Source organism: Enterobacter cloacae complex sp. ECL352 (assembly GCF_020149545.1).
Classification (GTDB): Bacteria; Pseudomonadota; Gammaproteobacteria; order Enterobacterales; family Enterobacteriaceae; genus Enterobacter; species Enterobacter asburiae_B.
The window spans coordinates 549063-569478 of the sequence record NZ_CP083709.1 but is presented as its reverse complement, the minus strand read 5'-3'; the positions used below and the strand labels follow the sequence as shown (position 1 = coordinate 569478).

Genomic DNA, 20416 nt, shown 5'->3' with positions numbered 1-20416 from the left:
CTTAACGGCTCAGACGACGCATACGTTCAGACGGGGTAATGATGTCGGTGATACGTACGCCGTATTTATCGGCAACCACCACCACTTCACCCTGGGCAATCAGATAACCGTTGATCAGAATATCCAGCGGCTCGCCGGCCAGACCGTCAAGGGCCACCACGGAACCCTGCGTCAGGCGCAGCAGCTCTTTAATGGTCATGCGGGTGCGTCCCAGCTCAACGGTCAGCTTAACCGGGATATCCATAATCAGGTCGATGTCCTGCAGCGTACCGCTGACGTCACCGCCGCCGAGCTGCTGGAATACGGCATCCGCAGCACTTTTGGCCGGGGGTGCTTTTTGCTCGTTTAACGCGTCAGCCCACAGATCGTCCAGTGCTCCGCTGTTTTCATCGGACGGATTGTTCATGTCACTCATTTGGGCTGTTCCTCATTCAGCGAATTCAAAATCGGGTTGATCAAGTGCTCAACGCGTAACGCATACTGACCGTTAATCGTGCCGTACTGGCTTGTCAGCACGGGGACACCATCCACATGGGCAATAATGCGGTCGGGTTTTTCTATCGGCAAAACATCACCGGGTTGTAATTTCAGGATCTGAGATAACCGCAGCGGGATATCGGCGAAGCTCGCCACCAGCTCAAGCTGCGAATGCTGGACCTGGCGGACCAGGTTTTCACGCCAGTTCTGGTCTTCGTTGCGGGAGTTCTCCAACGGCGGGTTCACCAGCAGCTCGCGCAGCGGTTCGATCATGCTGAACGGCAGGCAGATGTTGAACTCGCCGGTCAGGTTACCGATCTCCACGTGGAACGGGGTGTTAACGACGATATCGTTCGGGGAGGTGGTGATATTGGTAAATTTCACCTGCATCTCAGAACGGACGTACTCCACTTCCAGCGGGTTAATCGCTTTCCACGCGTCGCTGTAAGATTCCAGCGCCAGCTTCAGCATGCGGTTAATGACGCGTTGTTCGGTGTGGGTGAATTCACGACCTTCTACTTTGGTCGGGAAACGCCCGTCGCCGCCGAACAGGTTATCCACCGCGATGAACACCAGGCTTGGCGAAAACACCACCAGGCCGGTGCCGCGCAGCGGCTTAAGGTGAATTAGGTTAAGGTTGGTTGGCACCGGCAGGTTGCGGGCAAACTCATGATACGGCTGAATGCGGATCGCACCGACCGTAATATCCGGGCTACGACGCAGCAGGTTAAACAGCCCCATACGGAACTGACGTGCAAAACGTTCGTTAATGATCTCCAGCGCCTGCAGACGTTCACGTACCACGCGACGCTGGGTATTCGGGTCATAGGGACGAATATCGCTATCGCCGCCAATACCCGGTTTAGGATCATCATTGTTATCGCTGTCGCCGTTGAGCAGCGCATCGATTTCTGCCTGAGAAAGAATACTGTCGCCCATGTCGTTACCGCAGAATGAATGCTGTATACAGAACGTCAGTGACTTCCTGCTTAGGTTGGCCGTTTACCAGCGGGGTCGCCAGCGTTTGTTTAATCGCGTCGACCAGCTTTTGCTTACCCACATCGGTGGCCAGCGCCGAAGCGTCCTGACGAGAGAACAGCAGCAGAAGTCTGCTGCGCACTTCTGGAAGGTAATCGTTCAGACGCGAACGGGTGGCTTCATCTTTCAGGCGCAGCGTAATGCCAACGTAAAGCACGCGATCCGCATCACCCAGATTGACGGTGAAGGTATCCAGCGGGAAGAAGACTGGAGCCGGCGGAGGCGGTGCTTCAGCTTTGGCTGCAGCGGTGGTAGGTTCCTGCTGCATACGCCAGTAACTATAGCCCGCGGTAGCGCAGGCGGCGAGCGTGATCAACACCAGCAGCGGGATCCAGATGGAACGCTTACTTTTTTTGGTGATAGCGGAGTCAGTCATCTGATACGAGCTTCCTGTTTCGGTACAGCTTATTAAGGTGATTATCCCGTGTCCTGCTGTCGTCAAAGCGTGGAAAAGACGGGGATAATCACGCTACCTCTGGCGTTTAGGCGAAGATGTCTACGGCACTGTTACCGCGCGCTGCGGACTGCAGGGCGGCAGGAACAGGCAGTAGCTCATCGCTCTCTTCATTAAAACCGCCGGTGTTGCCGGAACGCGAAGCCTGGTGCTGCTGCTGGGACGAGGACTGCTGCTGCCCGGCGAAGCTCTCGCTGCTGACGCTGCTCTGCGCAAGCTGAATGCCGTTTTCCGCCAGTGAGGTCTTCAGTACCGGCAGCGCGGCTTCCAGTGCCGCACGAACATGGCTGTGCGCAGAGACCATCTGCAGCTGCGCCTGATTGTCATCCAGCTTAAGCGAAATTTGCACCTGACCCAGATCTTCCGGGTGCAGGCGCAGCTCTGCTGTCTGCTGGCCCTGCTTAGTGAACAGGGTGATGTGCTGGCTCAGGGACTGCTGCCATTCGTGGGTCCCCAGAGGCTGGCTTAACACCGGCGCGGTGGCGACGGTGGCGGCCGTTTGACTGGTCGCATGGCTGGACATAATCGGTGCCAGGGTGGCCGTTGGTGATGATGAAGAGGACGAACTGGCGAGCTCCTGCTTCTCTGCCGCCGCGGCCGCGGCCGGTGTAGCAGGCGCGTTGCCCTGCAGGGCCGGCTCGTTATTTTTCACCTGGTTCTGATAAGACGTAGAACTCTGCGCTTTATCGTGGCTTCCCGCAGACGCATTCAGGGACGGTTGGCCCGCGCCGTTTGAAAGCGTCGCGGAATTCAGCGTTGAGGTGGCGGAAACGCCCTCGCTGCCTGCCGCGCGAGAGGCGGTTGTTTGCTGGTGCGGCAGCATCGCCATCAGCGCGCTTAATCCGGCCAACTCTTCTTCGCTCAGCTCGCTTTTACCGTCATCTTTGGTGTTCGCCGCATTGAGCGTCTTCAGCGCGTCGCCCTTAGATAGCGGCACCAGCCCGGAAACCAGCGTATCAAGCGACGTGACGGGCGACGTTTCATCGCCGTTCAGCGCGGTCTGGCGCGAGAGCAGGTCGGCGATTTTGGCCTGCAGGGTGGTATCCCCTTTGGCGTCCTGAGCTACTTTTGACAATTTACTGCCGGCGGCTTTCAGGTCAGCCAGTGTCAGCGGCGCATCTTTGCCCTTGCCCGTTGCGTCCGAGAGGGCGCCTGCCAGCAGAGAGAGAAAGTCCTGTGCACCGTCGGTGCCTTTCCCCGTTTGCGTGCCGCCTGACAGGTCGCTGTCGCTCATCAGCAGTTGTTGCAGTGTGATCATTCCGGTTTCCTCATTGATGCGCGCTGGGCAAACTCATCCATTTTCTTCTGATCCAGACGGTTTTCCGCCAGGGTCGTTGCCGCGATCTGTCTGTCCTGTAAAGTCTGCCAGGCCTGCAGTCGCTGCTTCTTCTCGCGCCAGAAATTGAGCGCGGTATCGACTTTCTGGGTCCACTGGTTAAGCTGCTGGCGATGCTGATCTATCGCCTTCTCCAGCGTCTGGATAAATTGCTGATAGTTAATCCAGCGCTGGCTTCCAATGCCCTGTGTCATATCGGTATTGAGGTTGGTGCGATATTCATGCTGATAGTCGATCAACATCTTCAACTGTTCTTCAGCCTGCTGGCACCCGCGTCGCATTGCGCCTAGCTGCAATGCGGCATCATCAACTTCTTTTTCAGCCAGATCTTTCAGCGTTGATAACGCGCTGTTTTGCGCCATGACCTTCGCCCTCCACCTGTGTTACACCTGCGGGAAAATCAGCTCCAGTGCCTGAATTGAATCTTCCCAGTCGGCGCGTTCAAAAATGCCTTGTTGCAAAAAAGCCTCCAGCTGCGGCCACAGGCTAATCGCCTTGTCGAGCATCGGGTCGCTGCCTTTGGCATACGCCCCCACGCTGACCAGATCGCGGTTGCGCTGGAAGCTGGAAAGCAGTTGTTTGAAGTTACGCACGCGGGCGTAGTGCTTCTCGGTTATCAGCGCCGTCATTGCGCGGCTGATAGAGGCTTCAATATCGATGGCCGGGTAGTGCCCGGCTTCGGCCAGACGACGCGACAGCACAATATGACCGTCAAGGATCGCGCGCGCGGAGTCGGCAATCGGGTCCTGCTGGTCATCGCCTTCCGTCAGTACCGTATAGAACGCGGTGATGGAGCCGCCGCCGCTGATGCCGTTCCCCGCGCGTTCCACCAGCGCAGGGAGTTTGGCGAAGACCGAAGGCGGGTAGCCTTTGGTCGCCGGTGGCTCACCGATGGCCAGCGCGATTTCACGCTGCGCCATCGCGTAACGGGTCAGGGAATCCATGATCAGCAGCACGTGCTTGCCGCGGTCACGAAAATCTTCGGCGATACGGGTGGCATACGCGGCACCCTGCATGCGCAGCAGCGGCGATACGTCTGCCGGTGCGGCGATGACCACCGAGCGGGCGCGGCCTTCTGCACCCAGAATGTTTTCAATAAAGTCTTTTACCTCACGGCCACGTTCGCCGATCAGCCCCACGACGATCACGTCGGCCTGGGTATAGCGCGCCATCATGCCGAGCAGGACGGATTTACCTACGCCTGAGCCAGCGAACAGGCCCATACGCTGCCCGCGACCTACGGTCAGCAGGGCGTTAATCGGGCGCACGCCGGTGTCCAACACATGCTCGATAGGGGTACGCTGCAGGGGGTTGAACGGCTGGGTGATCAGCGCGCCGGTTTCGGTGGTGTCCGGGGAGGGCAGTCCGTCGAGCGGTTTCCCGCTGCCGTCCAGCACGCGGCCCAGCAGGGCAGGGCCAAGCGGCAGCTGTTTCCCGCTTTGCAGCCCGTCGCCAGAAATATTTTTGGCATACACGCGCGCGCCGGGCAGAATGCCTTCCACCTCTTCAAGCGGCATCAGGAACAGACGCTGGCCGTTAAATCCGACCACTTCGCTTTCAACTTCACGCGTTTCCAGACCATCCTGACGCTCAATGACGCAGGTCGCGCCCAGCGGAAGCTGCAGGCCGGTGGCTTCGAGAACCAGGCCGGTGGCGCGCGTCAGTCGGCCATAACGACGAACAGATGGCAGTAGCGCCATCTTCGTCTCAAAGTTGTCGAGCGTGGTGAGCCAGCGGGTGAGGCGCGCGGTCATCAGACGACTCCCGGTGCCGCCAGGCGGCACAGTTCCTGCCAGCGGGTGGCGACGCTGGCATCCAGATCGCCTTCATCGGCAGAGACTTTGCAGCCGCCGTGATGCAGCGACGGGTCGCCGCGCAGACGCCAGCCGTGCAGGTTAAGCGTCGCGCCCAGGCTCTCTTCAACGCGCTGCAGGTCGTCCGGATGGACGCGCAGCTGAGGTTTCCCGCTGAACAGCGGCTCCTGCTGAAGTAGCCCCTGAATTTGTTTGATCAGCGCGGTGTTATCCACCACGGGCGTCTGGCCGATGACCTGACGCGCGGCTTCCAGCGCCATCTGCATCAGTCGCGAGGCAATCACGCTGTCCAGCGCGTCCAGGGTGTGCTGGAACTCGCTGACCAGCTGCTGCATGCGGGCATGGATCGGCGCCTGCTGCTGGCGCGCCTGATCGATACCGTGCTCTAACCCTTTCGCCAGACCTTCCTGATACCCCTGCTCGTGGCCTTTCTGGCGGCCTTCGTTCAGACCGGCGTTATAGCCCTGCTCGTGCGCCTGCATTTGCAGCTGCGCCAGCATCTGGGCCTGCTGCTCCTCTTCGGTCAGCTCGGGCTGCTCGACGTCCGGGTCAAGCTCTTCGGTTACGATGACGGCCGGCGTGAACTCGGAGAGGGGAGGCGCCAGATCGTCCGGCGTCCAGCGCTTCCAGAGCAGCTCATTAGACATAGGTGTCGTCTCCGCTGCCAATCACCATCTCGCCGGTTTCCGCCAGACGACGAACAATAAGCAGAATGGCTTTCTGTTCGTTTTCCACCTGAGACAGACGAACCGGGCCGCGGTTGGCAAGGTCGTCGCGCAGGATATCGGCCGCACGCTGAGACATGTTGCGCAGGAACTTCTCGCGCAGCGGCTGCTCGGCGCCTTTGAGGGCGATAAGCAGCGACTCGGAGTCCACTTCCTGAAGCAGGCGCTGGATGCTGCGGTCGTCCACTTCGACGAGGTTTTCGAACAGGAACATCTCGTCGATGATTTTCTGTGCCAGCTCGCCGTCGAATTCGCGAACCGCCGTAATGACGGCTTCTTCCTGCTGCGTTTTCATCAGGTTGATGATTTCCGCCGCCGTTCTCACGCCGCCCATTTTGCTGCGCTTGAGGTTCTGACCGTCGAGCAGGTTGTTCAGTACTTCGGTCAGCTCCGCCAGCGCGGCCGGCTGGACGCCGCCGAAGGTCGCGATACGCAGCATCACATCGTGACGCAGACGTTCTTCGAACAGCGCCAGAATATCGGCCGCCTGACCACGTTTGAGGTGGACAAGGATGGTGGCAATAATCTGCGGGTGCTCGTCGCGGATAAGGTCGGCGGCACTCTGCGGCTCCATAAAGTTGAGCGTTTCGATACCGCTGGCGGTATCGCGCGTTTCCAGAATGTCTTCCAGCAGGCTGGAGGCACGCTCTTCGCCCAGCGCCTTGACCAGCACGGAGCGCAGGTAGTCGTTGGCGTTGATGTTGAGCGCGGCAAACTGTTCAGCTTCCTGTTCAAACTCTGCCAGCACTTCGGTCAGCTGCTTGTTGGAGATCTGACGCACGTTGGCCATGGCCGCACTGAGAATTTGCACTTCTCGCTGGGAGAGGTGTTTAAACACCTCTGCCGCACGATCTTCGCCAATGGTCATCAGCAGGATGACGCTTTTATCGGTGCCCGTAAGCGTATTACTCATGTTCGTTACCCATCCACTGGCGGATGACCAGCGCCACGACGCGCGGATCGTTATCTGACATTTCGCGAATGCGCTGGCTCATGACCTCAGCGCCCATGCGCTGGTTAGCACGACGCTGCTGTATCTGTTCATCTTTGCTGAGGCGCACTTCAACCGCTTCTTCCGTTTCCTGACGCGTGTTCATCTGTTCGCGAGCCGCTTTTTCGGCTTCAGCACGGCGCTGGAGCTGCGGACGAACGCCCTTACGCCACAGCAGCCACGCGACAATCAGCACCAGCAGCCAGCGTCCTGCGGACATCAGCTGGTCGATAAACGCCTGCTGTTGCCAGAACGGCAGTTCACCGCCGGTCTCATCAACCGAGTTGAACGGTGAGTTCACCACGTTGAGGGTATCGCCGCGCTTCTCGGAGTAACCCATCGCTTCACGGGTCAGGTTTTCAATCTGCTTCATCTGTTCGGCAGTCAACGGCAGCGGTTTGCCGTCCGCCAGCGTTTTGTAGTTCACCACTACCGCAACGGAAAGACGCTGAATATCGCCCACGTTCAGTTTAGTGTGGCGAATCGTCCGATCCACTTCGTAGTTCGTGGTTTCGTTACGACTGCTGGTGCGCGGACCGGTGTTATTGGTCGTTGAGGTGGTCTGCTGATTATTTTGCTGACCGTTCTGCTGATTGGCCGGCGGCGTTGAGATCGGTGCCGCGTTAGCCGGGGCAGGTTGGTTAGAGAGCGCGCCCGGCACGCCGCCTGGGTAGGCACCGCCGACCTGCTCGTTCGAATTGATCTGGCGTGAACGCATCACCGCCTGAGCCGCATCGCCGTTCGGGCTGTACTGCTCTTCAGTTTGTTCTTTGTTCGCGAAGTCGATCTGCGCGGTTACCTGCGCATGCACGTTGCTGTTACCCACCACCGGGCCGAGGATGGCTTCAATACGGCGCTGGAGACGGTTTTCGACATCGGCGGCATACTTCAGCTGCGCATCATTCAGATCGCGACCGGCGGTATTGGATTGCGTAAGCAGGTGACCGCTTTGGTCGACCAGCGTCACGTTACCCGGCGGCAGACCGGCGACGGCGCTGGAGACGAGATGCGTCACCGCGCTGATTTGCCCTTCGTCCAGCGCGCGGCCGGGTTCAAGGTTCACGGTAACGGAAGCTGAAGGTGATTTCTGTTCACGGACAAATAAAGAAGGTTTAGGCATCGCCAGGTGCACGCGGGCACTCTTCACCGGGCCTAACGTTTCAATAGTGCGGGCCAGTTCACCTTCCAGCGCACGCTGGTAGTTCACCTGCTCGCTGAACTGGCTGATACCGAATTTTTCCTGATCCAGCAGCTCAAAGCCAACGGCACCACCCTTCGGCAGCCCCTGCTGAGCCAGACGCAGACGCAGTTCGTGCACCTTATCTGCCGGTACCTCAAGCGCACCGCCATTATCGGCAAAGCGATAAGGGATGTTCATCTGGGTCAGTTGGGTGACGATGGCGCCGCCATCCTGATCGGAAAGGTTGCTGTAGAGCGTCCGGTAATCAGGGCTTTTCGCCCACAGGACCATCGCTACAAGGATCGCAATTGCGGCAGCGCCTGCCACGATCAACGGGATTTTAGGATTCGCGCGAAGGCGGTTCATCCACTCGAGTGATTTATTCTGCGGCGCTGTCGATGCTGTTGCACTCATTGCGCACCTCTTAAATCCTGGTGGTTTACGTTATTCGTGTAGAGAAACAAAACTGACTCCCGGGTCGGCAAACACGACAAAAGTTCCATATTGATGGCCCTGCCATTATTTGATGATTCGTGATTTTCTATGCGTCAAATAACCTGGTTTTTTCATGCTATTTACCGCCATTATCTTATTGACAAGCTGTTAGTCTTGACCGCGTAAAAAACCATCCAGGGGAGAGTCATGGCTATACAGGGTATTGAAGGGGTAATCAGTCAGTTGCAGGCAACGGCGATGACGGCCCGTAATCAGAATGTGGCAGATCAGCAGCCGAGCATCAGCTTCGCAGGGCAACTGCATGCCGCTCTTGACCGTATCAGTGATACCCAGACCGCCGCGCGCACTCAGGCCGAAAAGTTCACCCTCGGTGAGCCGGGCGTGGCGCTGAATGATGTGATGACCGATTTGCAAAAAGCCTCGGTTTCCCTGCAGATGGGGATCCAGGTGCGTAACAAGCTGGTGTCTGCGTATCAGGAAGTGATGGGCATGCAGGTTTAGGTTATCTAACCTGATGCTATTTATAATTAATAACCATCGGATCCCACAGTCTGGGGCATGGATGGGGCAAACTCACTCAATTTCTGATTGAGGATGAGTACCTGGTCCTGGTTATTTTCAGCCATCCAGGCACCGTACAGCCGGTAAACCATTTGCGTGTCGGTGTGGCCCATTTGCTTCACGATGAAGTTAGGGTTAGCACCGGCAGCTAACGACCAGCATGCATACGTGTGTCGGGACTGGTATGCTCTGCGATATCGAATCCCGGTGAGCCGCATTGCTGCCTCCCTTGACTGGTTGATCGACCCCACAGCGTAATGATTTCCTGCAGGGCGATTGCGCAATCCCTTTTTGGGGTTAAACACGATTGTGCACAAATATGCTTCGCTGCGAACAAACTATTCTCCACCCCGAATTTCTTCAGGTAAGGAGAGTCAGGGAGCTGAGGTATAGTTGAAATTGTCGGTCTGTATAGCAATGCACGCTAACACGTGGTGCACGCCAGAGACCAAACTATTATTTGATGTATCGGGCACGTCGAGGTTTTCTCACACCCGGCTGTTTCTTTTTGAGGCTTTCAACCCGACTGGTCGATAGCTTTGTGGTTATATATGACCTTGCTGCTTTCCTCTGGAGAACTGTCATTTCTCAGCACTCGCTGCGCCTTAAGTATATTGCGTATAACCTCACCCTATTGCATACGCATACCGTTTTACGGCCACGAGATTGCAAAGAAAGTGCAGCCCAAATATGCCTGGTAGTTAAATAGCCGTCGGATTGGATGGCATGGCATGACCTGGTGTGACCTCAGGCTTAAATAATAAAACACAATATCGATACACAATGAATGGTGTTGAGCTAAGGGGCGCCTGGATGGTTCAGATCGCACTGATCGGTTTAGTTATGACATTGACTGAATTTTTACATAAGAGCGTTACACGATACTTAATTACGTGGAGGAATACCTGTCCTGCTCACATTCATTTCAACATGGATGGTGCTGTAATTGTGCATAACAATACTTCTTTAACTCAGATATCATTTAATGGAATGACTTTAACTAACTAAATAAAATTATATTTTTATGATGTTGTATAAATGCACTATAGAAGATTATAGTGCATTTGAATTTTTTTATATACAGTCAATGGGTTGTAAACAGAAAACCCATTGCAACGGATGGCTATATATTAATTACTAATTTTGAGAATGGTGCTCCGGTTTTAGCATCATACATCCCCAGTTCTATTTGTTTTATTTTGCTAAAATCAATATCTGTTGTGTTAGTGTATGTATAATAACTACCATCTATAAAAATGGCTTTCATTGCTGTATCTTTATTCACGAATTTACCATTATCCATAAATAAATGAACGTATATTACCTTTCCATCATTTAGTTCTCTATTAATATCCCCAGATAGTTTTAGGATGATTTTTTCTGATCCATATAAATGCTCAGTATAAAAAGTAACTTTATCAAGCATTATCTCTTTATAAATAGAACTATTAACAACAAACGTTTTTTGTTTATTCAATGATGAATAATCGAATTGCGTTTGCTCTTCATTTATTGAGTTTACATGGAAAAAATCGTTTCTTGCAGGATGTTTATATACAGGATAACCATCGGTGGATTTAATAAGTTTTGGCATATAGAGATCTGGTATAGTGATTTCTTTTATTCCACGACTTACTTGCTCATGGATCATAGATAATCTAATTTTTTCCTGGTTCCATGAGCCTAGGATGGCGTTAGTCATTATGTAATATGATGGTATGAAATATAAAAGAATGAATATTCCAGCAATGGATAATCCAGTGTATTCATAAATTGTTTTCTTATTATCTAAAACAGCACTTGTCAAAAATGATACAGATAATAAAATCATGAACAATGCTCCGCTATATGCGCGTGGCGGCATGAACGGAGAGGCAATAAATGCTGCATTGCACAGAATTGCTGAAACGAAAAAAATAGCACTGAAAGCAATATGTTTTTTACTATATGAACCATTTAAACCTATCAAAAAAGCTAAAATCACAATGACAATGTAGATCTGCCAAAATATAGACATTGAATCTGGCATTCGAGTGAAAAGTTGTAATTCAATCTTCCCTAACATTGTTAAATTGTGCCAGTCAGTAAAATACAGTGAACGGTTAGCCGTCCCAGGACCAAGCAGTAACACACCAATACCGATTATTAAGCCTATCAGATAAGGGTAAATAGCTGAAAGATTCTTCTTGTATATAATAAAAGAAATTGTCAGTAGTAGCGTCACAATGCTGGTGTTTTCATTTGAACAACCTGCCGCAAAACCTAATAATAATGCAAATGGCAATTTCCACCATGTTATTTTAGGTTTTTGCAATGCTATTGTTAGGATGAAAAATGAAACATAAAATGTTGTCCAAAGATAGTTTGCGGCTCCAACAAACCAAAATGTTGTCTCCCCTAATGAAGGATTTGCTATCCAGTATAATGCAAACAAACCTAAAGCAGATAACGGATGGAAATTTAGTTCATTTTTCATCAATGCATTCGGAATGCATGCTATGAAACAAATAGTAGCAGTTAACGCAATTGCAGTTAAGGTTTCATACAATGCATGTGGAACATAATACATCATGTATGAACTGAGCATATTGGTTAAAATTCTACCACTCCATTCTCTATAGTGAGCAATCTGATCATGCAAATTTGCAATCGATATATAGTAATAATCATCAGATAACATTGGTGTGTGCAAGGATGGTATTAGTACCAGTGCGAATATTACTAAAGATGCAAGTAAGCAATAAATTTTACGGCTCATTTCAATCCCTTTGATTTAATAAAGTAACGCGGTCTGTTTTTTGATTCAACATAAATTCTACCAATATATTCACCGAGTACACCAATACCGATAAGCTGAACCCCCCCCAGAAAAAGTATCGATACTATAATAGATGGGTACCCTCTTACTGGGTTGTCAAAAAACAGGGTATCTACAACCATCCAAAATCCATAACTTAATGAAAGAAATGCTATAAAGAAACCGATATATGACCATATGCGAAGTGGAAACGTTGAAAAGCCTGTGATGCCTTCAAGAGCTAAATTCCATAATTTCCAACCATTAAACTTTGAGTTGCCAGCAACGCGCTCTGCGCGAGCATATTCAATAATATCTGTATTTCCACCCACCCAGCTTAATATCCCCTTCATGAAAAGATTACGTTCAGGCATCTTTTTAATGTTTTCAACTATCTCACGTGACATCAAGCGAAAATCACCAACATTCTCTTCAATTTTGGGATTACTGATCTTGTTATGGAGTTTATAAAACCATTCAGCAGTTTTTCGTTTCAACCGACCGTCGGTTGAACGGTCGGTGCGCTTCGCAAGAACCATATCTGCACCTGCTTGCCACTTCTCAATCAGGTGAGGAATGACCTCAATCGGATCCTGCAGATCAACGTCAATTGGGATAATAGCCTCACCAGTTGCGTGATCAAGCCCGGCGAACAGAGCTGGCTCCTTTCCAAAATTACGCGTGAATGTCAGTGGCACAACAAGCGGATCAGCAATGGCAAGCGCGTTAATAATTGATTCTGTCGCGTCTTTGCTTCCATCATTGATGAAGACTATCTCAATGTCATGTTGTTGAAGCTCTTCAAACTCCCGCACGGTTTTATAGAAGATAGGAATAGCTTCCTCTTCATTAAACACCGGAACGACCAAAGAAATTTTCATTTCGCATCCCTAAAGACAATAAACTTTGAATAAATAAAACCGCACACCAGACTGATGGCGGAGAACACGGTTAAAGTAATAAGAGGTGCTAGATCTGTTTTATCCGCCGCCCAACCGACTGCTGCACTTAATGAGCCCAGGAAAGCCACATAAAGCATGTAGCGCATGGTTGTTGTGGATGACTTGAACGTGAATCTGGCGTTGGCAAAGAAGCTGAATGACACCGCCACGACAAACCCGGCGAAGTTGCCGAGAGTTTGATCTGTGTGCAACGCATATATGCAAACAGCAAACACAACCCAGTGGATGAGCGTGTTGATTACACCGATTGATGTGTACTTAGCAAAGAGCTTTAACATTATATAGATTAGTCAATTCTGAAAGGTCTGAAGTTTAGCACCAGATGATCACTTGATCGACCCTCAAATCTAACGATTCTGTATTTATATACAGCTAAAACTGTTCGATGAGAACGCTCTATTTTGCCGGGCTGAGTGTGCAGCGGCAGTGGCAGATGAAGTGAGAAATGCTGTCGCCGCAATATACGCCGAGAAACCTAGATCTGCTTGTTGTCAGGTAATTGACGAGATTAATTCCGGCCCTGGTTCTTCAAATTACTCACGGCGCGCGTGAGGGCGTGCCATATAAACCTGTCGGCTGGGATTGTCCTGTCGGCAGCTATCTATTCAGCTTCGTCAATTAGGAAAATTGTATGCTCATGTAGGGGATGCAGGTTTAGGACCTGAAGATCTTCGCTGGCAGCCGCAGCGCTTTAATGCCACAATATTTTTTTCTTCGAATGCAGGAAAGATGATGAAAAAAGTAGCAATTGCTGGCGCGCTGCTGGCACTGACCGGGTGCGTTCAGGTCGATAATTATAACGACGTGATCAAGCATACTGTCCCGGCGCATCTGGCGGGATACTGGCAGTCGAAAGGGCCGCAAAGCAACATGGTTAGCCCGAAGGCGATTGCCACGCTGGTGGTGACGGAAGAGGGCGATACGCTGGACTGCCGTCAGTGGCAGCGCGTGATTGCCGTGCCGGGTAAAATCATGCTGCGTTCAGACAGTTATTACAACGTGACGCGTAAGCTTGATATCTATCCGCTGGAGCGCGATGGCTCGACGCTGGAGTATGACGGGCTGGAGCTGCAGAAGGTCGACCGTCCAACGGTTGAGTGTGCGGATTACCTGAGCAAGAATCCGCTCGAGAGTAAACTACCGTAGCCGTTTTTTTGCCGGGTGGCGGCTTGCCTGACCCGGCCTACAAAAGTACCGTCCCGTAGGCCGGGTAAGCGTCAGCGCCACCCGGTATTGTTTCTACAGCGCATCCTCTATCACCCAAAGGCTGACGCTTCCCCCATTACAGGTAAACGTCCCTTCGCCATCCGCCGCCGTGGTGATGGTTTCTTCGCGATTGCCGAGAAAATCCCGCCACGTTTTGTTGCCGTAGTTTTCCCCAAGATAAATCACTTTTTCACCATCATCCCCGTTCGACATCACCACTACGCAGCCGGGATCGTCATCGGTGCCGCTGCGGCTGAAGGCAATGCAGTTAGGATGGTCGAAAAACAGCGTCTGCACGCCGTGGGCAAAACGCTGGCGCGCGAGGATCAGCTCGTGAAGCTGCTCAATGACCGGCATATCAATATGGTACGTTTCACCGTCTCCTCCCGCGTCGTCATAGCTGGCGCCGAAGAGATCCGGATAAAAGACGCTCGGCACGCCATTTTCCCGCAGCAGGATCAGCGCGTAGGCCAGCGGTTTAAACCAGGCTTCGACCGGTGCTTCAAGCGCCTGCAAAGGCTGCGTGTCATGGTTCGCAACGAGGGTGACCGCATGAAACGGATCGGCTTCTACCAGGGTGCCGGTGAAGATTTGGCTCATGTCGTAATCACGGCCCTGACGTGACGCCTCGTGGAATTTCATCTGCAGAGGGGCATCAAACAGCATGGTTTTGCCTTCCACCTGGTCAATATAGGCCTGAAGTTTATCCACCTCATGGGACCAGTATTCCGCCACGATAAACAGCGGCTGGTCGGCGACTTCCTGGACGTGCTCAATCCACTCTTTGTAAAACCAGGCGGGAATATGCTTGACGGCGTCCAGACGAAAACCATCGCAGCGCGTCTGTTCCATGACCCAGCGGGCCCAGTATTTGATCTCCTCGGTCACGGCGTGATTGCGAAAGTCGATATTTTCGCCCATCAGGTAGTCGAAGTTGCCCATCTCATCATCAACCTGATCGTTCCAGCCTTCGCCGGTATAGTCGTTGACGATTTTAAAGATGCCGTCTTCATCGGGGTTTTCAATGTGGTCGACGCCGCTGAAGCATTTGTAGTCCCAGATAAACTGTGAGTACTGCCCGGCCCGGACGGGGAAGGTGTAGCGAGTCCAGGCTTCGCATTCAATGACCTCGTCATCGATTTGCGTGCGGTCCTGTTCGTTCACGCGCTGAACGCGCACGGGCTCTTTTTCATCGGCGCCCATTTTGTGGTTGACCACCACGTCCAGCAGTACGGCAATGTCGTTACTTTTGAGGGCATCAATGGCCTCCAGCAGCTGCGCCTTGTCGCCGTATTTCGTGGCGATACTGCCTTTCTGGTCAAACTCGCCAAGATCGAACAGGTCATAGGTGTCATAGCCGACAGAATACCCGCCGGATGCCCCTTTACAGGCGGGCGGCAGCCAGATCATGTTGATGCCGATTTCGTTAAGATTGGGAGCTAACGCCGTGACCTCTCGCCACAATTCACCGCCAGCAGAGTAGTACCAGTGAAAACATTGTAACAGGGTGGGGTTTTTCATCATCCTTGCTCCAGAAGCCATTGGCAGACTTCTGGAGTATGGATGAAGAAATCATAGTTGTGTGTCGCGGGTAAAACTTTCTGGATAAAGAATATTCCCTGACAGCTTTCCATAGGTAGACGTGATGGATTGCTGTTTACCGGTTTGATCAATCAGATTGCGCAGTTCGTCCATGCGGACCTTCAGCAGTGCCTTTAGCGCATTCTCATTTTCAAGGATCATTTCCAGCAGCGCACGCGCTTGCTCAACCTGAGCCGGAGGGCATGACATGATGGGCGTTTGAGAAATCTTTTCCACCAGTTGAACATAATGCATTTCCTGCTCGATAAGCGCATCCCATTGACCAGAATGTGCGAGATTTAGCATAGCAATGCTCTGAGCATGTAACGCCTGCCAGTGGCTAAGCGCTGCGCTGGGATTATTCATCAAAATTATCCTGAAATAGAGGACGCATTGGGGCCGATTTGCTTCCACGCATCCGCAATGTTGTTTAATAAACCCTCGACTTCAACAATTGCGTCTACGTCGTTACTGACATTCGCCAGCAACAAACGTCGAACCATATATTCGTACAAGGAGGCAAGATTACCGGACAACTCGCTCTCAACCTCCATGTTCAGTCCTGCTTTTAAACCGTTGTCGATGATATTGATGGCTTTCGTTAACGCTTCGCCTTTCTCACGAATTTGTCCGGCTTCCATGAACAAACGCGCGCGAACAAGGGCGCTATGCGCCCCGTCGAACAACATGACAATCAGCTGGTGTGGACTGGCATTCATGACTGCGCTTTCTACTCCTATCTGCTGATAGGATTGAACACCAGAGGTCTTATACATATCCACTCCTGAAGGCTACGACTACTTTTGTGAGAACTGTTGGGTCAGGTAGTTGGCCGTGCTGGTCATTTTGGTGACTAATACGTCCAGACTGGTAAACTGGGTTTTGTAACGCGCCATGGTGGCTTCAATTTGGGCATCCATGGCATCGTAACGTTCACCCAGGGTTTTCAGCGTTTTGTTGATCCCGTCTTTCGCGTTCTGGATCACCCCGGCGCTGCCGGTACTGGTGCTGAGCATGTTGGTCAGCGTGTTGTTCATCTGGGTCGCCATACCGGTTTTCTTTCCGTCACCGACAAAATACTGCTGTACGGCGTTCGGGTTGTCGGTCAGCGCTTTTTTCAGCTTATCGGTATCGACTTTCAGGTTACCGACCGTGCCGTCCGCTCCTTTCACCGGGTCCTGGGTAATCCCCAACTGGGCCATAATCTGAATGGAGCCGGTCTGCACTTCGGTCAGCAGGCCGCGCAGCTGGGACTGAACCCCACGCACGTTCGCATCACCGACCAGCGCGCCGTTGCTGGTGGACTGGCCGCCAGCGCCTGCATCAACCGGAACATACTTCGTCAGGCTGTTAATCGTGGACTGCAGCGAGTTGTATGCCGTCACCCAGTCCGTCACCGCTTTCTGGTTCGCATCCGTTGCGCGTGAGACCTCAAGGGTTTCATCGGCTTTGCTTTCGGCTTTCACCGAGAAGGTGACTCCAGGCAGCGCGTCGGTAATGGTATTCGACTGACGCTCGATGGAGATGTTGTTCACCACCACAATCGCGTTCTGCGCGTCGGTGTTTACCGTCAGCGCGCCCGTTTTGGTGGTTGAGTCGTAGCCAATGGCGCTTTGCAGCTTGGCGTCGCCGGTAACGCTTACCGTCATCGCACCATCCGTACCGGTGGTTTTAGATGACAGCATCAGGCGGTAATCACCGTCTTTCGCTTTAATGACGCTGGCTGTGACGTTGCCGTTGGCTTTATTAATCGCGCTCGCGATCCCGGCCAGCGACGTATCGCCATCTGCCAGGTTCACCTCTAAAGGCGTTTTCGTGCCCGGCTGGGTGATGGTGATTTTACGCGTTGTACCTGTCGTATCGCCCAGCTGATCCGTGTTGTTAGCATAGGAGCCGGTGGTGAGCGCCTGTGCCTTTGCAACCTGGTTGACGTTGACAACAAAGGAACCTACTGACGCGTCAGCCGTTGTCGTGGCGGTAAAGGCCGTGTTGGTGCTGCTAACGGACGTTGAGTTCCATGTGGTTGCTTTACCCAGCGCAGCGGTCGCAGTCTGCAGCGATGTCATGGCGCTCTGCAGCTTGCCGTAAGCGCTTAACTGTGCGTTATACGTTGATTGCTGGGAAGTAATCGTCGTCAGCTTGGTTTTTTCTGCCGCTTCCAACTGATTATATAAATCCCCGAGTCCTGCAGAACCTATCCCGAGGTTACTGATAGTAGCCATGCATATTTTCCTTAAAATACGAAAGTAGTTCAGGACTCTTATCGGCCTCTCAGCGTAAAAGTTTACGACGGTGAGAAAAAAATAATCCAAAGAATAGACGCGTCCTGGCGGGGTAAATGAAAGGATTGCACTTTAGGGCCATTATCAGTGCATTAAAAACACGAATAAGTGTGTGCCTTTTTTGTCATCTCTATTGTGCGTTAAAAAAGCGTAAATAATAAACCTCTCGTTGACCTTAATTGATTTTTTAAAAATAAAATTATTAATAATCAATGTGTTGTAATTTTTTAGAAATTGATTCTAAAGTCTTTTGGGGACCCGTCGATAACCTTGTTGACGGTGAGAGACGCTGTGAGTGTTAGGCACCGGACCTAAAACCCAATTTTTGAAGGAAACAAAATTATGGCAGTTATCAATACTAACCTGTTGTCCCTGAGCACTCAGAACAACCTGAACAAATCTCAGTCTTCTCTGGGCACTGCTATCGAGCGTCTGTCTTCAGGTCTGCGTATTAACAGCGCGAAAGACGATGCTGCTGGTCAGGCGATTGCAAACCGCATGACCTCTCAGATCAAAGGGATGAATCAGGCAGCACGTAACGCCAACGACGGTATCTCCATGGCGCAGACTGCTGAAGGTTCCCTGAACGAAATCAACAGCAACTTGCAGCGTGTTCGTGAACTGGCTGTTCAGGCAACAAACGGGACTAACAGCGGAACTGACCTGTCTTCTCTGCAGGATGAAGTTAAAGCGCGTTTGGATGAAATTGACCGCGTTGCGAGCAAAACTGACTTCAACGGCATCAAACTGTTAGACGGTTCTGCTGGTGGTGGTACTGGTAAAGTTAAAATTCAGGTTGGCGTAAACGACGGGGACACCATCGATCTGGACCTGAAAGGCGCACAAGCTGACACTACTAAGCTGGGTGTGAAAACTATTGACCTGACAGCGCTGGCTGGCGGCGAACTGAAAACTATCGACGATGCAATTGCAATCGTTGATAAAGCACGTTCAGGCCTGGGTGCTGTGCAGAACCGCTTCACTTCTGCAATCAACAACCTGAACAACACCTCTAACAACCTGTCTGCTGCTCAGTCCCGTATCCAGGACGCTGACTACGCAACTGAAGTTTCCAACATGTCCCGCGCGCAGATCCTGCAGCAGGCTGGTACTTCTGTTCTGTCTCAGGCAAACCAGGTTCCACAGACCGTTCTGTCTCTGCTGCGTTAATATTACGCGTGAAACCCCGCTTCGGCGGGGTTTTTTTATCTCTGAATTTTGAGGACCCGCCTGTGAAACAGATCGTTATTACCCAGCCTAAACTGGTCGCAGATTTCTCCTGTGTCGGTGGGGAATGCCGTGAACATTGTTGTCAGGGCTGGACCATCGCATTTGATAAATCATCCGTTAACCGCTACCTGAACAGTAAAAATGCCGGCATTCGTCAGACGGCGAAAACGGCGATAAAAGTCACCAAAAAGCAGTATGGTCACTGGGGCGAAGTGATTTTCCACACGGAAAGTAAAAACTGTCCGTTTATGGATACGGAAAAACTCTGTTCTATTCATAGCGCCATGGGCGCCCAGGCCTTGAGCCCAACCTGTTCGTCCTTTCCACGGACAAACCGGGTCTATAAAAATGAAATCGAAAAATCGCTGAACCTCTCGTGTCCGGAAGTGACCCGACTTCTGTTGAACGATCGGGAGTCTATGTCGATGATGGAATCCATCAGCGTCCAGCAGGACGTCAATAATGCGCCGATGATTGATTTGAAGGCAAAGGTCATCAATCTCTTCTGCCAGAATATTTTCAGCGTTGAGGCGGTTAGCGTTGAAGAACAGGTTTACGCCGTGGTGAAATTCCTCATGGTGGCTGAAAAGCTCGATAATCTTGAAGAGAATATCGGCACGCTCGAAACGGTCTATTTCTCGCTGGTTAACGAACTGGTGAGCGGTAAAATCAAAACGGAATTAGGCGGGTTTAATCAGAACTACAGCCTGAAATTCGCGTTAATTTCGCTCATTCAGAGCTACTTTACGAAGAAAGCGACAGCCCGCGGCGGTGCGGTATTAAACCGTTATTTCACTCAGCTTTATCAACAGTTTGAGTCTGCTGGTGACACCGTGCCGGCAGATAAGGTCATGGAGAACATCGAGTCCGTCTGGCGCGATGTGGCGGGCAGTTACCTGGCGACCAACGATCATTTATTTAAGAACTTTTTTAAATACAAACTGTGGGAGCAGGGCTTCCCGCAGAACAATGGCCGCAGCATGTTGAATAACCTTTATTTAATCGTTGCGGAGTTCTATTTCCTTAAAACGTTACTTGCCGGTCAGGCTCTCGTGGCGGGAAAAATTGAACAAGATAATATCATTGATGTTATTTACAGCTTCCACTCCCTTAGTCAGCATAATCAGGAAGCGGGAAAGCTCTTTCATCAACATATAGATAGCGTGAAACTGGGCGACGATCTTTCATTGTTACAACTGTTAATTTAGGCAGAAAAGTAGCCCCTGTTGTGGGCAACCTCAGAATAACCTCACTTTATCCCCCTTTTTCATCCAATTGAACGCCCTGCAGAATCGGATAATCATGCCGATAACTCAACTAACGCAG

At 51.8% G+C, this 20416-nt stretch carries 20 protein-coding genes and 2 pseudogenes; 4 read left to right on the top strand and 18 right to left on the bottom strand.

Features of this window, described 5'->3' with window-relative positions; genetic code table 11:
* Position 1 precedes the first annotated feature (1 nt).
* The 9 genes from fliN to fliF form a co-directional block, all read right to left on the bottom strand.
* Positions 2 to 415 (bottom strand): flagellar motor switch protein FliN, encoded by a 414-nt coding sequence (gene fliN, locus LBF07_RS02695; RefSeq protein WP_023312308.1) that lies wholly within the window; start codon positions 413 to 415, stop codon positions 2 to 4.
* On the bottom strand, positions 412 to 1416 hold the full coding sequence (gene fliM / locus LBF07_RS02690; RefSeq protein ID WP_023336184.1) for a flagellar motor switch protein FliM: 1005 nt from the start codon (positions 1414 to 1416) through the stop codon (positions 412 to 414). The genes fliN and fliM overlap by 4 nt, the downstream gene beginning before the upstream one ends.
* Positions 1417 to 1420: 4 nt before the next feature.
* Positions 1421 to 1891, bottom strand: a complete 471-nt coding sequence (fliL, locus tag LBF07_RS02685; RefSeq protein ID WP_023312306.1) for a flagellar basal body-associated protein FliL — start codon at positions 1889 to 1891, stop codon at positions 1421 to 1423.
* A 106-nt stretch (positions 1892 to 1997) separates the two neighbouring features.
* On the bottom strand, positions 1998 to 3227 hold the full coding sequence (gene fliK / locus LBF07_RS02680) for a flagellar hook length control protein FliK (RefSeq protein WP_094933974.1): 1230 nt from the start codon (positions 3225 to 3227) through the stop codon (positions 1998 to 2000).
* A complete protein-coding gene (gene fliJ, locus LBF07_RS02675; protein ID WP_023312304.1) occupies positions 3224 to 3667 on the bottom strand; it encodes a flagellar export protein FliJ in 444 nt (147 codons plus the stop codon). The genes fliK and fliJ overlap by 4 nt, the downstream gene beginning before the upstream one ends.
* A 21-nt stretch (positions 3668 to 3688) precedes the next feature.
* Entirely contained in the window at positions 3689 to 5059 is a 1371-nt protein-coding gene (gene fliI / locus LBF07_RS02670) for a flagellar protein export ATPase FliI (protein WP_023312303.1), read from the bottom strand.
* A complete protein-coding gene (gene fliH, locus LBF07_RS02665; RefSeq protein ID WP_094933973.1) occupies positions 5059 to 5766 on the bottom strand; it encodes a flagellar assembly protein FliH in 708 nt (235 codons plus the stop codon). Before fliH ends, fliI begins: the two co-directional genes overlap by 1 nt.
* Positions 5759 to 6757 carry a flagellar motor switch protein FliG gene (gene fliG, locus LBF07_RS02660; RefSeq protein ID WP_023312301.1) on the bottom strand — a complete coding sequence of 333 codons (999 nt, stop codon included), beginning with the start codon at positions 6755 to 6757 and terminating at the stop codon, positions 5759 to 5761. The genes fliH and fliG overlap by 8 nt, the downstream gene beginning before the upstream one ends.
* A complete protein-coding gene (fliF, locus tag LBF07_RS02655) occupies positions 6750 to 8429 on the bottom strand; it encodes a flagellar basal-body MS-ring/collar protein FliF (RefSeq protein WP_094933972.1) in 1680 nt (559 codons plus the stop codon). The genes fliG and fliF overlap by 8 nt, the downstream gene beginning before the upstream one ends.
* A 228-nt stretch (positions 8430 to 8657) precedes the next feature.
* Between fliF and fliE the strand changes: the two genes are divergently transcribed.
* Positions 8658 to 8972, top strand: a complete 315-nt coding sequence (fliE, locus tag LBF07_RS02650; protein ID WP_008500329.1) for a flagellar hook-basal body complex protein FliE — start codon at positions 8658 to 8660, stop codon at positions 8970 to 8972.
* Positions 8973 to 8998: 26 nt separating this feature from the next.
* On the opposite strand, the pseudogene LBF07_RS02645 reads toward fliE, so the two are convergent.
* The 5 genes and pseudogenes from LBF07_RS02645 to LBF07_RS02625 form a co-directional block, all read right to left on the bottom strand.
* Positions 8999 to 9346: pseudogene (locus LBF07_RS02645) on the bottom strand (integrase); the annotation flags it as partial.
* An 809-nt stretch (positions 9347 to 10155) separates the two neighbouring features.
* Positions 10156 to 11790, bottom strand: a complete 1635-nt coding sequence (locus LBF07_RS02640) for a DUF6056 family protein (RefSeq protein ID WP_206461971.1) — start codon at positions 11788 to 11790, stop codon at positions 10156 to 10158.
* Positions 11787 to 12710, bottom strand: a complete 924-nt coding sequence (locus LBF07_RS02635) for a glycosyltransferase family 2 protein (RefSeq protein ID WP_094933970.1) — start codon at positions 12708 to 12710, stop codon at positions 11787 to 11789. Before LBF07_RS02635 ends, LBF07_RS02640 begins: the two co-directional genes overlap by 4 nt.
* A complete protein-coding gene (locus tag LBF07_RS02630) occupies positions 12707 to 13069 on the bottom strand; it encodes a GtrA family protein (protein WP_094933969.1) in 363 nt (120 codons plus the stop codon). The genes LBF07_RS02635 and LBF07_RS02630 overlap by 4 nt, the downstream gene beginning before the upstream one ends.
* 230 nt (positions 13070 to 13299) lie before the next feature.
* Positions 13300 to 13392 (bottom strand): annotated as a pseudogene (locus LBF07_RS02625) (SOS response-associated peptidase); the annotation flags it as partial.
* 131 nt (positions 13393 to 13523) lie between these two features.
* Between LBF07_RS02625 and yedD the strand changes: the two are divergent.
* Positions 13524 to 13937: a lipoprotein YedD gene (gene yedD, locus LBF07_RS02620; protein WP_094933968.1), complete on the top strand. Its 414-nt coding sequence runs from the start codon at positions 13524 to 13526 to the stop codon at positions 13935 to 13937.
* A gap of 93 nt (positions 13938 to 14030) precedes the next feature.
* Here yedD and amyA read toward each other — a convergent pair whose 3' ends face one another.
* From amyA to fliD, 4 genes are read right to left on the bottom strand one after another with little or no spacing between them, the layout of a single operon-like run.
* Complete coding sequence (gene amyA / locus LBF07_RS02615) at positions 14031 to 15518, bottom strand: alpha-amylase (RefSeq protein ID WP_094934302.1); 1488 nt, start codon at positions 15516 to 15518, stop codon at positions 14031 to 14033.
* A gap of 51 nt (positions 15519 to 15569) precedes the next feature.
* A complete protein-coding gene (gene fliT / locus LBF07_RS02610; protein WP_023312297.1) occupies positions 15570 to 15944 on the bottom strand; it encodes a flagella biosynthesis regulatory protein FliT in 375 nt (124 codons plus the stop codon).
* Between the two features lie 5 nt (positions 15945 to 15949).
* Positions 15950 to 16354, bottom strand: coding sequence for a flagellar export chaperone FliS (gene fliS / locus LBF07_RS02605; protein ID WP_033145898.1), 405 nt, complete (start codon positions 16352 to 16354; stop codon positions 15950 to 15952).
* Between the two features lie 21 nt (positions 16355 to 16375).
* Positions 16376 to 17800 carry a flagellar filament capping protein FliD gene (gene fliD, locus LBF07_RS02600; protein ID WP_094933967.1) on the bottom strand — a complete coding sequence of 475 codons (1425 nt, stop codon included), beginning with the start codon at positions 17798 to 17800 and terminating at the stop codon, positions 16376 to 16378.
* A gap of 402 nt (positions 17801 to 18202) precedes the next feature.
* On the opposite strand from fliD, the gene LBF07_RS02595 reads away from it, so the two are divergent.
* Together LBF07_RS02595 and fliB are read left to right on the top strand one after the other, a co-directional pair.
* Complete coding sequence (locus LBF07_RS02595) at positions 18203 to 19030, top strand: flagellin (protein ID WP_094933966.1); 828 nt, start codon at positions 18203 to 18205, stop codon at positions 19028 to 19030.
* 62 nt (positions 19031 to 19092) lie between these two features.
* On the top strand, positions 19093 to 20298 hold the full coding sequence (gene fliB, locus LBF07_RS02590; RefSeq protein ID WP_094933965.1) for a flagellin lysine-N-methylase: 1206 nt from the start codon (positions 19093 to 19095) through the stop codon (positions 20296 to 20298).
* Positions 20299 to 20416 lie beyond the last annotated feature (118 nt).